Below are 14,054 nucleotides of genomic sequence, written 5' to 3' on the forward strand. Positions count from 1 at the left end.
TCGTCCTGAGCCAGGATCAAACTCTCCATAAAAGTAGTTTGAAAGCTCATTAGCTTTGCTAGCGTATCATCCGAAGATGATATCTATTTTTTGTTTTGACCCACCAACAGAGTTGATGTTCAAAAACATTTATTGATTAACGTCTTGCATGTTCAGTTTTCAAGGTTCATTTTGTTTGCCACTTCGTTAGCGACATTCAATATTATATCAGGATAACTTTTCGTTGTCAACAACTTTTTTAAGTTATTTTCAAACCGTTGTTTCAAACTTGTTATCATTGCTTGTTTATCAGCAACTTTTATATCTTATCAAATTCACTACTCAGTGTCAACAACTTTTTTAAGTTATTTTCAAACCGTTTTGTTAGCTAAATTAGCAACTCAATTAATATACCACTATATTAATTCTAATGCAACATCTTTTTTCAAAAAAGTAAACTTATATATAAGTTAATATTAGATGCTTTCAAAAATAGCTTGTCTTCTATTGTAATGAACTTCTTAGTAATTTTCAAACAAAAAGCTAACCACTCTAATAGAACGTAAACAAAAAAGACTCTAGCATTAACTAGAGTCTTTTCTATAAGAAAACCTTAGTATTTAATCACGTGGACGCATTGTAGGGAACAATAATACATCACGTATAGTTTGTGAATTCGTTAACAACATGATTAAGCGATCAATGCCGATACCTAATCCACCTGTTGGCGGCATACCATACTCTAACGCTTCAATGAAGTCATCATCCATTTCGTGCGCTTCGTCATTACCCGCTTCTTTTTCAGCAAGCTGCGCTTCAAAGCGTTCACGTTGATCGATTGGATCATTTAATTCAGTAAAGGCATTTGCATGCTCACGACGTACAATGAATAATTCAAAACGATCTGTGAATCGCTCATCTTCAGGGTTTTTCTTAGCTAACGGAGAAATTTCCACTGGGTGACCATAGATAAATGTAGGTTGAACTAATGTTTCTTCTATTTTTTGTTCGAAGAATTCATTAATAATATGACCCACTTCCATAGAGTCTTTAATTTCAACACCATGTTCTTTTGCATGCGCTCGTGCTTCTTCTTTAGACATTGGAGTCCAGAAGTCTACACCTGTTGCTTCCTTAACTGCATCTACCATGTGCAGACGAGTCCAACCTGGCGCTAAACTAATAACATCGTCGCCATATTGCACATCAGTTGTACCTAATACTTCTTGTGCTACGTGAGAAATTAAATTCTCTGTAAGTGCCATAATGTCACGATAGTCAGCATAAGCTTCATATAATTCAATCATAGTGAATTCTGGGTTATGGCGCGTTGACATACCTTCATTACGGAATACACGACCGATTTCATATACTTTTTCAAGCCCACCAACGATTAATCGTTTTAGATGAAGTTCAATAGCGATACGCATATATAATTCCATATCTAACGAATTGTGATGCGTAATGAAAGGACGAGCGGCTGCTCCACCTGCAATTGTGTGTAGCATTGGTGTTTCTACTTCAAGGTAACCATTACCATCTAAGTAACGGCGGATAGCTTGAATAATTTTTGAGCGAGTAATGAAAGTTTGTTTACTTTCTTCACTCGTCATTAAATCTAAGTAACGTTGACGATAACGTTGCTCTACATCTTTTAAGCCATGGAATTTCTCTGGCATTGGGCGTAGTGATTTAGTTAGGAAAGTAAATTCTAATGCTTTAACAGAAAGTTCTCCTACCTGAGTGCGGAAAACATTACCGCGAATACCTACGATGTCTCCTAGGTCCGCTTGTTTAAACAATTCGTATGCTTCTTCACCAATAGCATCTTTCCGAACATAAATTTGTACTTGTCCACCTAAATCTTGAATATGCGCGAAACCAGCTTTACCTTTACCGCGTTTTGTCATAATACGACCCGCGATTACAACTTCATGTAAATCTTCTTCTAATTGTTCTTTAGTAAAATCCACATACTGTTCTTTAATTTCGTTTGATAAATGCGTACGTTCAAAACGGGCACCGAATGGATCTAAGCCGTTTTCTCTAATAGAAGCCATCTTTTGGCGTCTCACCAAAATTTGGTCATTTAATTCTTCAGACACGATATTCACTCCTCATTTTTTGTTCCGCTATGCAGTCCATAATGTACTTATTGTACACAATTTTGCTTAACGATTCACGTCTTTATCATCATTTACTAGTAAATACTTCATAATCCATTAGCTCCTAAAGAAAAAAGCCGTCACTTCAAAGGCGACGACTCGGAGTTCCATTAAATAATATGGATAGCTTTTTCTGCTGCTTCTCGTTCTTCAAATTCTTCTACTAAGGTATTCAGTAATACTCTTAATTCTAACGCTGTCTCAGTTTGGTTAATAGCATTACGTGCCTTACCATTACCGCGAATGCCTTTTAAGTACCACGAAGCATGTTTACGCATTTCACGAACCGCTACAACTTCTCCCTTTAAGGCCATTAGGCGTTCAAAATGAAGAAGACAAACATTGATTTTCTCACGAACACTTGGTTCATCAATTAATTTACCTGATTTCAAATATTCCACTGTACGGTATATCATCCAAGGGTTACCCAGTGCTGCACGACCGATCATAACGCCATCTACCCCAGTTTGTTCAATCATACGTTTCGCATCTTGAGGTGTTTCTACATCTCCATTTCCGATAACAGGAATGTTGACGTTCTCTTTTACTTGACGAATAATATCCCAATTTGCATGACCTTCATACATTTGAACACGTGTACGACCGTGGACAGCAACTGCAGATGCTCCAGCACGTTCTACTGCTTTGGCATTATCGACTGCAAAGACATGCTCGTCATCCCACCCAATACGCATTTTCACGCTGACTGGTTTTTTCACATTATCTACTACTGCCGCTACCATTTCATATACTTTATTTGGATCTAGAAGCAATTTAGCCCCTGCTTCACATTTGATAATTTTATTTACTGGGCACCCCATATTGATGTCGATAATATCCGCCGTTGTATTTTGGTCTACATATTTAGCTGCTTCTACAAGCGTTTTTTTATCGCCACCAAATATTTGTAACGAAAGTGGGTTTTCACGTTCATCGATATAAAGCATACTCATTGTTTTATCATTACGATGAACAATCCCTTTATCTGAAATCATTTCTGCATATACTAAACCCGCTCCAAATTCTTTTACTGTTAGACGGAAAGCCGAATTACAAATACCTGCCATCGGCGCAAGTACTACTCGGTTATCCATAACAATGTCGCCGATTTTGAACGGGTTGTCATTTGTTAATGTCATACTCTGTTTCCTCCATATATGGTTGGTGCTTATTCTCTACCTTTTAATTCGTCCATTTTTATATCAAGCGCTGTCGCTATGATTTGTAACTGTTCTTCTGTTGGCAAACGATCCCCACGTTCAATTTTACCTAAAATTGAAGTAGACATACCAACTTTTTTCGCAAATTCGACCTGCTGAATTCTTTTTAGTTTTCGAAATGCACGAATTCTTCTACCCCAGCGATCGTTTTCCATTGTCGTACGCCTTCTTTCCCAACACTAGATAGCATTGATTGCAACGCTTCGTTTGTTTTAGGATAAATGAGATCTGGAGCGATTTCCAATAATGGTACTAGAACAAAAGCACGTTCATGCATTCTAGGATGCGGAACAATTAGTGTCTTTGTTTGAATATTGTCGTGATTATAAAGCAAAATGTCAAGGTCTATCGTTCTTGGACCCCAACGAATTACGCGCACACGCTTTAACTCATTCTCAATCGCTTGGCACAATTCAAGTGTTTTTTCCGGATTCAACGAAGTACGAATTTGCACAACTATATTAAGGAATGCATCTTGGTCTATAAAACCAACAGGATCAGTCTCATATACAGAAGACACCGCAACAACTTCCACTTCTGGATGTTCAGTTAGTAACTTGACTGCATGTCGCAAAGTTTGCAATCGCTCGCCTATATTTGAACCTAGCGAAATAAAAACTTCGTTCATTTAAACTCACCTCTTGTCAATTCAACAGATACTTCCCGGTAATGACCTGGAATCGGCGGGTCAGGTTTAATCATTTCTACACGTAACCCTTTTACTCGTCCCTCATATGTAGACAGAATACGAGTCGCTATTTGCTCTGCAACAGCTTCGATTAATTTGTAAGGTTCGCCTTCAACAATTTCTTTGCAAATCATATACACTTCCGCGTAATTCACTGTATATTCAAGCTCATCTGTCTCACCAGCTTGATGTAAATCTACCGCCAGTGATATCGATACCCTAAAACGCTGACCAATAGCAGTTTCGGCAGCTAATACACCATGATAGCCATAAAACTCCATATCTTTTACATGGATATAATCCATTATTAACACTCCACTTCATCATTAAAAATATTATTTCAAGATAAATCTTATCATTCTACATTTGGTTGTTTACCTAATAAGACATCCATCATCCGTGTCATACGAGCGATTTCCTTAACATCATGTACACGTACCATATGGCAACCTTTATCGATTCCGAAGCAGACTGTAGCACCTGTACCTTCCACCCGTTCTGTCACTGGGAGGTCTAAGATATTACCAATCATTCTTTTGCGAGACGTTGCAAGTAATACAGGATAACCCATTTCTACCAATTGCGGCAAAGCCTGCATCATCAATACATTTTCATGATGTGATTTCGCAAATCCAATCCCCGGGTCTAACCAGATGTGTGCATCAGGTACCCCAGCAGCTTTGGCTATTTGCAAACTCTTTTCTAAATCAGCTTTTGCTACCTCCCAGAAATTTGCCCCGTATTCTTCATTGTCGCGGTTATGCATTAAAATAATTGGCACATTTAATTCTGCAGCCACACTAGCAATTTCAGGATCGTACTTAGCTCCCCAAATATCGTTAATTATATGTGCACCTGCTAAAACAGCTTGTCTTGCTACTTCCGCTTTATATGTATCGATTGAGATCAATACATTTACCTCTTTACGAAGCTCTTTAATAATAGGTATAACACGAGCTAATTCTTCTTCGACTGAGATTTGAGTATGCCCAGGGCGAGTTGATTCGCCTCCGATGTCAATAACCTTCGCACCATCTGTGACCATTTGCTTTGCTTGAGCAACTGCTGATTCTATATCGTTATATTTTCCGCCATCTGAAAAAGAGTCTGGCGTTACATTTAATATACCCATCACAAACGTCTCTTTATGGAAGTCGAGTATATGCCCATCGATAGTTAGTGGTATTGCGTAATTGTCTAGGTTCATCAAGGTCTTCCTTTCGCATCATTTATGCTTTTAACATACTGCTCGTGTAGAGCTTTGTAAACCGGCCCGTTATTTCCTAGGAAATTTTTCCCTTGCAAAGAGCGGATTGGGATAAGTTCTTGGACGGACGTTGTTATAAAGCACTCGTCCGCTTGTTCTAGCTGCTCTCGAGTAAAGAACCCTTCTATAACCGTTATTTGTTGCATCACTTGCCCGCGCGTAATACCTGGTAAAATACCAGTTTCAATAGAAGGAGTATATACCTTACCATTCGTCACCCAAAAAATATTTGACGTTATACCTTCCGCTACAAAACCTTCTTCATTCACGAAAAACCCTTCCAAATCAGCTAAAGACGGTACTTCAAATCGAGCTAATACATTATTCGCATAGTGATGCGATTTATGGCGGATTGATTGCTCAGGCGTATTACGTTCTGTATTCAACCATACCGCGGATTTCTCTTGCCCTCTTACCATCCTAGGCAAAGATTTACGAAATACAATAACGGTTGGTTCAGTATAACTTGTTGGCTTTAATCCAATATCATGTGCACCTGCCGATACATTCAATCGAAAATAACCATCTTCTCCATCACAACGTTTATCCAACTCACGAATAACTGCTAACAATTCATCAAAGCTATAAGGCAATACGATATGATAATCATCTAATGCTCGTTGCAACCTTTTACAGTGATCTTCCCAGAGAAATACGTCTCCTTCATAGGTACGAAATGTTTCAAAGAAGCCTAATCCATACAAAAAGCCGTGATCAAATGGCGAAATCCTTAAATCCTCACTCTGTACATACTCTCCGTTCATCCAACACCACATTAATTACCACTTCCTTCAGTAACCTCACAATAGCACTCGATAAAGTTTTGCAATATCTTCTTACCTTCCTCTGTCATAATTGACTCCGGATGGTACTGAACACCTTCAACCGGATAATCCTTATGACGAATCCCCATAATTTCACCTTCTGCTGTCGACGAAGTAATTTCAAGGCACTCAGGTAAAGTCTCACGTTCAACAATTAGTGAATGATAACGCGTTGCTTGAAATGGATTTGGTAGCCCTCTATTTACACCTTTACTATCATGCTGTACAGGTGATGTTTTACCATGCATTAAACGTTCTGCACGAATAACTTTTCCACCAAATACTTGCGCAATTGCTTGATGCCCTAGACAGACACCAAAAATTGGAATGCTCCCTGCAAAATGAGCAATGATTTCTAGACTTCTACCGGCTTCATTCGGACTACAAGGCCCTGGTGAGATAACAATCATAACAGGCGCAAGCTTTGCAATCTCCTGCACTGTTAGCTCATCATTTCTTTTCACAATAAGCTCTTGTCCAAATTCACCAAAATATTGCACGAGATTATAGGTAAATGAATCATAGTTATCAATCATTAAAATCATACGTTACACTCCTCCGCCATTGCCTTCGCTTGCCATAAAGCTTTTGCCTTGTTTAGAGATTCAATATATTCATTAGTAGGAATAGAATCAATCACAATACCCGCACCCGCTTGTATATACGCCATCTCTTCTTTAATAAAAGCTGTACGGATAACGATATTCAGTTCTAAATCACCGTTGTATCCTAGCCAACCTATCGACCCTGTGTATAACCCCCGACGAACTGTTTCAAGTTCCTCAATAATTTCCATCGTTCGAATTTTTGGTGCACCTGTAATTGTGCCGCCAGGGAAAAGCGCTCTTACTACATCTGCATTTGAACAATTTTCATCTACAATGCCCCTTACATTCGAAACAATGTGCATAACATGCGAATATCTCTCAATCACCATAAACTCATTCACTTCAACGGTTCCATATTTTGAGACACGACCTAAATCATTACGCTCTAGATCAACGAGCATAACATGTTCAGCGCGTTCCTTTTCATTATCAATTAATTCCTGTGCCAATCGTTCATCTTCAACGATATCTTTCCCTCTCGGACGAGTTCCTGCTATCGGCCGAGTTGAAAGCTCCTGCCCTTTTTTCTTCACAAGTAATTCAGGAGAACCTGAAACAACAGCAAACTCAGGGGATTGGATAAATGCCATATACGGAGAAGGATTAAACGAACGTAGCGCCTCATACATTTGCATAGGTTCTGCACCAAGCTCTTTTGCTTGTCTAACGGACAGATTCACTTGGAATACATCACCTTGCGCAATATAGTTTTGCACTTTACGGACAGCCTCTTCAAAAACATCAACCGATAGAGACACTTGTAATTTTGTTACATCATGCACAACATCAGTAGCCGCACCCTCCGCAAATTTTTGTGATTTTAGCCCCTTCTCCCCTGCCAGTTGCCAATCGCGTTCACGTTTCGCAAGGTCAACATCGCTAGAAGAAAGCTTCATCAAATGAACTTGTTCCTCCGCTACATCATATACCGCCCATTCATCGAATAGATAAAAATACAAATCTGGTATCTGCAGATCATCCTCCGCTAGGTTTGGCAGGTTCTCAATTTTTCGTGCATAGTCGTATGAGATAAATCCTGCTGCACCACCTTGGAAATCAGGGAAATCCACATTAACAGGCAATTTATATTCATCTATTAAAGCTTCCAATAAATGTAGCGATTCTCCTACTCGTGTTTCCTCTTGTCCATCACGCCAGGAAATCAGTAAGCCGTCATCAGTCGAACGTACTACAGCCATCGGGTTCCATCCTGCCACTGACTGCTGACCGCCGCGGCCACTTTCTAATAACAAATGATATTTTTCATCTTTTACAAGTTCCTTAAACGCATAAAAGAACGACTGCTTGTCCATCGAAAAAGATGGGTAGTTGATTAATGATAAGCTCAAGAAATCTTCCTCCAATTAATTAAATCTATATTTTAACTTCACAAATTTCACTTTATAAATTACACCAACATCTAACAGTATATGAAAATGAAAGTCAGAGAGCAAAGTTCTAGAGAAAATATAAACAAAAATAAAAAAACGGGGCACGAATATGCCCCGCTTAGAAGTTAATGAAGTTGAATTAGTCGTCAAAATGGTAAAGAGGCGTACTTAAGTATCGTTCTCCATTCGATGGAAGAATCGCTAAAACGTTTCTACCTTTACCAAGACGTTTGGCTGTTTCAATTGCCGCGAAAATAGCTGCACCAGATGAAATACCACCTAATACTCCTTCTTCTTTAGCAATTTTACGTGCTGTATCAAATGCAGCGTCATTTTCCACAGGGAAGATCGAAGTATAGATTTCAGTATTCAACACTTTCGGAACAAAACCTGCTCCGATCCCTTGTATTTTATGAGGTCCCGGTTGTGCCCCAGCTAAAACTTGAGAATCTTTTGGTTCTACTGCGATAATTTCAATTTCAGGATATTTTTCTTTTAATACTTCCCCTACACCTGTAATTGTACCACCAGTACCAACTCCAGCAATAAACGCATCAAGATTTAAGCCATCAAATGCTTCAACTATTTCTGGACCAGTTGTTACACGGTGAACTTCAGCGTTTGAAGGGTTTTCAAATTGTTGAGGAACAAACCAACCATTTTGTTCAGAAAGCTCATTCGCCTTTGCAATTGCACCTTTCATCCCTTCAGCGCCAGGTGTTAAAACAAGATCCGCTCCGTAAGCACGTAGTAAATTGCGACGTTCCATACTCATTGTATCAGGCATTACTAACACTGCTTTATATCCCTTAGCAGCCGCTACCATTGCAAGACCAATACCAGTATTACCACTTGTCGGCTCAATTAATGTGCTTCCTTCTTTTAACTTACCAGCTTTTTCAGCAGCTTCAATCATCGCTAAAGCAATACGGTCTTTAACACTGCTGCCCGGGTTAAAGTATTCTAGTTTTACGTAAACATTACCGTCATTTGGTCCTGTTACATTATTCAATTTCACGATTGGCGTTTTACCAATTAAATCTGTTACTGAATTAACTAATCTACTCATCTTTTACTCACTCCTAATTCCTAGTAATTTTATAGGTTTTAAATTATCTTAATTTTACAACCTATTGGTTACGTTTGTCAAATGAAAAACTATTTACTCTACTAAAAATGCAAACTATATTCCTAAGCAACAAATCCCACCCAATAAACCCTAAAGATTATTCCTTGTAGACGTGTATATTCATTCCACTCATGTAAAATAAAAAAGACTACTCTACAATTAGTATGTGCAGAGTAGTCTAGATATCATTATTTTATAAGTCTTTGTCATGTATCAATATGTCTTCACAATATAAACATTTAGGCATTTAATTAAGATACAGACTAACTTAAATTACATTCTTCAGAATAGATTTACTATCATTTTAAGAATTAATTTCTGTTATGAATCCTTCTAATTCTTCTTTTGAGTATTGGTACTTTTCTTGACAGAAGTGACAATGAGCTTCTGCTTTTCCATCTTCTTCAATCATATCACGTATTTCTTTTTCACCTAAGCTAAGGATAGCTGCGCCAAAACGTTCTTTTGAACAGCTACATTCAAATTTCACTGGCATTGTATCTAGCATTTGAACATTATCTTCACCTAGTACAGCTTTTAAGATTTCTTCAGGAGTGAACCCTTTTTGAATCATTTTAGAAACCGGTTCGATTTTCGATAATTGATTTTCAATTTGAGTAATCGTTTCATCATCTACACCAGGTAGCAGTTGTATGATAAATCCACCAGCCGCCAGGATAGAATCATCTGTATTTACCAACACACCAAGACCTACTGATGAAGGTACCTGTTCAGATGTAGCAAAATAATATGTGAAATCTTCTGCAATTTCCCCAGAAACAATCGGCACTTGTCCAGAGAAGAAGTCACGTAAACCTAAGTCTTTCACAACTGTTAATGCACCCTCAGTACCAACAGCTCGGCGTACATCTAGTTTTCCTTGAGGATTCAAATCAAATTCTACATGCGGATTTGTAACATAACCACGAACTTCACCTTGTGCATTCGCGTCTACGATCATCGAACCAATTGGTCCATTACCTTCAACTTTAACAGTGATTTTATCTTCACCTTTTAACATAGCACCCATCATCACTGATGCAGTCATTGTACGACCAAGTGCCGCAGAAGTTGTTGGCCAAGTATCATGACGACGTTGTGCTTCCCCAACCGTTTCAGTTGTACTCACAGCAAATGCACGCACACTATTATTAAACCCTAACGCTCTTACTAAATAATCTCCCACTCTTATATTCCTCTTTTCTTATTGATTTCTCTTATATATTATACGCAATCCCTTTAAAGTTAAAAATGGATCAACAATATCGATAATTGTTGATTCTTTCGCAATTAATGAAGCAAGTCCACCCGTTGCAATTACAAGTGGTTCCTTCTTATTCTGCACCTTCATTCGACTAACGATACCTTCTACTTGTCCAACATAACCGTAAACGATACCGGATTGCATAGCAGATACCGTATTCTTTCCAATAACATTACCAGGTCGCATAATTTCAACACGCGGCAATTTAGAAGCACGTGCAAATAACGCTTCTGTTGAAATATTAATCCCTGGCGCAATTGCCCCACCCATATAGTCACCTTTATCATTCAAATAACAATAAGTTGTTGCCGTACCGAAATCTACAATAATCAGTGGCGATTCATACTCATGAAGTGCAGCTACAGCATTCACGATACGATCAGCACCAACTTCCCTCGGATTTTCATATTTGATATTCAGACCTGTTTTCACACCAGGTCCAACAATCAATGGCTCTAGCGAAAAATACTTACGACACATTGCCTCTAGTGAAAACATTATCGGAGGCACTACTGAAGAAATAATAATACCATCTATATCAGCAAAAGATAAATCCACATGTGTGAACAATGATTTAACCTGCATTGCATATTCATCTTCTGTCTTATGCGGGTCAGTTTCCATACGCCAATGATGCATAAGTTTGTCATCGTTAAATATACCAAGTGAAATATTCGTATTCCCAGTATCCATTACTAAAATCATCAACCCAAGCCTCACTTACATACAGTTTTCTGAAAGAATCATAACATATTTTGGCCTAATAAAAGAAGCTGATTGCCTTATGCGAACACAAAGGTCAATCAGCTTCTAATTTAATAGTTATTATTTTCGTTCTTCTTGAATACCATCATTTGATGTTCCATCCTGCTTTTCAGTAGGTAGGTCACTTGATGTTGGATCAGCAGTTCCAAATACATCAAGCTTTTCTTCTTTAACTAAAGTTACATTTTTAGATTCATTACTTTCAAGTACTAGATCAGCCTTTTTACCATTACTTTGGTTATAAGGTCTATCTGGCAACGTTCCGTGGTCTTTTAGATGTTGAATCTGTTCTGCATCTAATGTTTCAACTTCAAGTAAAGTTGTAGCAATTAAATTTAGAAGATCACGATTTTCAGTAAGAATACGTTTTGTACGGTCATATTGCTCTTTTACCATGCTTTGCATCTCTTGATCAATTTCGTAAGCAATTTTATCTGAGTAATTTTGTTCAGAATTGATATCTCTACCTAAGAAGACATTGCCTCCTTGGCTTGAACCAAATTGCAATTGACCAAGTTTATCACTCATACCGTATTCGGTAACCATTGAGCGAATAATACTCGTTACGCGTTGGAAGTCATTATGAGCACCTGTTGAAACTTCACCAAAGACGATATCCTCAGCTACACGCCCACCAAGTAACCCTGCAACTTTATCAAGAAGCTCCGGTTTAGTCATGAAGTAACGATCCTCTTTTGGAAGCATTACTGCGTAACCGCCAGCTTGACCACGAGGGACAATTGTTACTTTATGAACTTTTTCAGCTTCATCTAATATTAATCCAACAACAACGTGACCTGCTTCATGGTATGCAACAATATTACGTTCTTTTTGTGAAATGACACGGCTCGTTTTAGCAACACCTGCAATTACACGGTCTGTTGCTTCATCGATATCTCCCATGTCAATTTTCTTCTTATTCGTACGAGCAGCTACAAGTGCAGCTTCGTTTAATAAGTTTTCTAAATCTGCGCCAGAGAATCCAGGTGTACGTTGAGCAATTGCTTTTAAGTCCACTGATTCATCTAAAGGTTTTTTACGAGCATGTACTTTAAGAACTGCTTCACGACCTTTTACATCTGGGCGTCCAACAGTAATTTGACGGTCAAAACGACCTGGACGTAATAATGCTGGGTCTAGGATGTCTGGGCGGTTCGTTGCAGCGACGATAATAATACCTTCGTTTTCACCGAAACCATCCATTTCAACAAGCAATTGGTTTAAAGTTTGTTCACGTTCATCATGACCGCCGCCTAATCCTGCGCCACGTTGGCGACCAACAGCATCAATTTCATCGATGAATATGATACAAGGTGCGTTTTTCTTCGCATTTTCGAATAAATCACGAACACGTGAAGCACCCACACCAACAAACATTTCAACGAAGTCAGAACCACTAATAGAGAAGAATGGTACGCCAGCTTCACCGGCTACCGCACGCGCTAGTAAAGTTTTACCAGTACCAGGAGGCCCTACAAGTAGAATTCCTTTTGGAATACGCGCTCCAATATCATTGAATTTAGTAGGATCTTTTAAGAAGTCTACTACTTCTACAAGTTCTTGTTTTTCTTCGTCTGCACCAGCTACATCTGTAAAACGAACCTTTTTCTTTTGATCGTCATACAGCTTAGCCTTACTTTTACCAAAGCTCATTACACGATTACCGCCACCTTGTGCCTGATTCAATAAGAAGAAGAACAGGATAAAGATGATGATGAATGGAATAATTCCAGTAAAGAACTGAATCCATCCGCTCGTTTCAGGAGCAGGTAAAAAGTTGATTTTCGAGTTGTTTTTTGCCGCAGCATCAATTTTATCCATTACTGCTTGGTTATCACGAGGTACATTTGTTACGAAAGATTCACCTTTTTTGTAACCCTCTAATTCACCTTTAACGACATAAACCAATTTGTCAGGCTGTAACTCCGCTCGGGTTACTTTGCCTTTATCTAGTGCTGTTATGAACTCGTGATACTGTATTTCTTTCGTCGGTTGGTTCGAGTTATTAAACGTACCAAAAATCCCGATGATCACGAGGAAAATTAATAAATATAATATGGTGTATCGAAATATTCGATTCATCCCCAGCCTCCTCACAAGGTAAACAGAAAAACTATAGTAAATCTTAACATATGAACATTAAGGCGTACAACGAAAAGCATTTCGAAAAAGAAGTTTCAATGTAAAATTGTCAAAATTTTAACATTGTTATTAAAATGAATAAACTTCTTTCTTTAGCACCCCAATGTATGGTAAGTTACGATATTTTTCTGCGTAATCTAATCCATATCCTACAACAAATGCATCTGGTACTTCAAAACCTACAAAGTCAGCTTTTAAGTCTACTTTGCGACCAGTTGGTTTGTCTAATAATGTAACGATTTTAATTGATTTTGCTTTGCGATATTTGAAAAGGTCTACTAAGTAGCTTAGCGTTAGACCACTATCAATAATATCTTCTACGATTAAAATGTCACGGCCTTCAACACTTGTGTTTAAGTCTTTAACGATTTTCACTTCACCAGAAGATACAGTAGCATTACCGTAACTAGTTACATCCATAAAATCTACTTCAACATAAGTGTCGATTCGTTTCATTAAATCCGCCATGAATGGCATCGCACCCTTTAGTACACCAATCATTAAAGGAAACTTCTCTTGATATTCCTCCGTTAAGGATTCCCCAATCTCACGAATTTTAACTTGTAAATCTTCCTCAGAAATTAATACTTTTTCGATGTCTTTTTGAAGCAT

At 38.2% G+C, this 14,054-nt stretch carries 14 protein-coding genes; all 14 read right to left on the bottom strand.

Annotated features, from left to right (window positions below):
- Nucleotides 1-599: 599 nt before the first annotated feature.
- Nucleotides 600-2,084 (bottom strand): lysine--tRNA ligase, encoded by a 1,485-nt coding sequence (gene lysS / locus BK137_RS20195; RefSeq protein WP_038179314.1) that lies wholly within the window; start codon nt 2,082-2,084, stop codon nt 600-602.
- A gap of 170 nt (nt 2,085-2,254) precedes the next feature.
- Entirely contained in the window at nt 2,255-3,283 is a 1,029-nt protein-coding gene (gene dusB, locus BK137_RS20200; RefSeq protein ID WP_038179312.1) for a tRNA dihydrouridine synthase DusB, read from the bottom strand.
- A 29-nt stretch (nt 3,284-3,312) separates the two neighbouring features.
- Nucleotides 3,313-3,519, bottom strand: a complete 207-nt coding sequence (locus tag BK137_RS20205; RefSeq protein WP_038179310.1) for a helix-turn-helix domain-containing protein — start codon at nt 3,517-3,519, stop codon at nt 3,313-3,315.
- Nucleotides 3,471-3,992, bottom strand: coding sequence for a 2-amino-4-hydroxy-6-hydroxymethyldihydropteridine diphosphokinase (gene folK, locus BK137_RS20210; RefSeq protein WP_038179308.1), 522 nt, complete (start codon nt 3,990-3,992; stop codon nt 3,471-3,473). The genes BK137_RS20205 and folK overlap by 49 nt, the downstream gene beginning before the upstream one ends.
- A complete protein-coding gene (folB, locus tag BK137_RS20215) occupies nt 3,989-4,357 on the bottom strand; it encodes a dihydroneopterin aldolase (RefSeq protein ID WP_038179306.1) in 369 nt (122 codons plus the stop codon). The genes folK and folB overlap by 4 nt, the downstream gene beginning before the upstream one ends.
- A gap of 50 nt (nt 4,358-4,407) precedes the next feature.
- Complete coding sequence (gene folP, locus BK137_RS20220) at nt 4,408-5,259, bottom strand: dihydropteroate synthase (RefSeq protein ID WP_038179304.1); 852 nt, start codon at nt 5,257-5,259, stop codon at nt 4,408-4,410.
- Nucleotides 5,259-6,095, bottom strand: a complete 837-nt coding sequence (gene pabC / locus BK137_RS20225) for an aminodeoxychorismate lyase (protein WP_038179302.1) — start codon at nt 6,093-6,095, stop codon at nt 5,259-5,261. Before pabC ends, folP begins: the two co-directional genes overlap by 1 nt.
- Complete coding sequence (gene pabA, locus BK137_RS20230) at nt 6,095-6,688, bottom strand: aminodeoxychorismate/anthranilate synthase component II (RefSeq protein ID WP_038179300.1); 594 nt, start codon at nt 6,686-6,688, stop codon at nt 6,095-6,097. Before pabA ends, pabC begins: the two co-directional genes overlap by 1 nt.
- Nucleotides 6,685-8,064: an anthranilate synthase component I family protein gene (locus BK137_RS20235; protein ID WP_038179320.1), complete on the bottom strand. Its 1,380-nt coding sequence runs from the start codon at nt 8,062-8,064 to the stop codon at nt 6,685-6,687. Before BK137_RS20235 ends, pabA begins: the two co-directional genes overlap by 4 nt.
- A 217-nt stretch (nt 8,065-8,281) precedes the next feature.
- Nucleotides 8,282-9,211, bottom strand: coding sequence for a cysteine synthase A (cysK, locus tag BK137_RS20240; protein WP_038179298.1), 930 nt, complete (start codon nt 9,209-9,211; stop codon nt 8,282-8,284).
- A gap of 364 nt (nt 9,212-9,575) precedes the next feature.
- Nucleotides 9,576-10,457, bottom strand: coding sequence for an Hsp33 family molecular chaperone HslO (gene hslO, locus BK137_RS20245; RefSeq protein WP_038179296.1), 882 nt, complete (start codon nt 10,455-10,457; stop codon nt 9,576-9,578).
- Between the two features lie 18 nt (nt 10,458-10,475).
- A complete protein-coding gene (locus BK137_RS20250; RefSeq protein WP_179078297.1) occupies nt 10,476-11,240 on the bottom strand; it encodes a type III pantothenate kinase in 765 nt (254 codons plus the stop codon).
- 120 nt (nt 11,241-11,360) lie between these two features.
- Nucleotides 11,361-13,382 carry an ATP-dependent zinc metalloprotease FtsH gene (ftsH, locus tag BK137_RS20255; RefSeq protein ID WP_038179293.1) on the bottom strand — a complete coding sequence of 674 codons (2,022 nt, stop codon included), beginning with the start codon at nt 13,380-13,382 and terminating at the stop codon, nt 11,361-11,363.
- A 129-nt stretch (nt 13,383-13,511) separates the two neighbouring features.
- Nucleotides 13,512-14,054: a hypoxanthine phosphoribosyltransferase gene (gene hpt, locus BK137_RS20260; protein ID WP_038179291.1), complete on the bottom strand. Its 543-nt coding sequence runs from the start codon at nt 14,052-14,054 to the stop codon at nt 13,512-13,514.

Origin of the sequence: Viridibacillus arenosi (genome assembly GCF_001955655.1) — a bacterium.
Lineage (GTDB): Bacteria > Bacillota > Bacilli > Bacillales_A > Planococcaceae > Viridibacillus > Viridibacillus arenosi.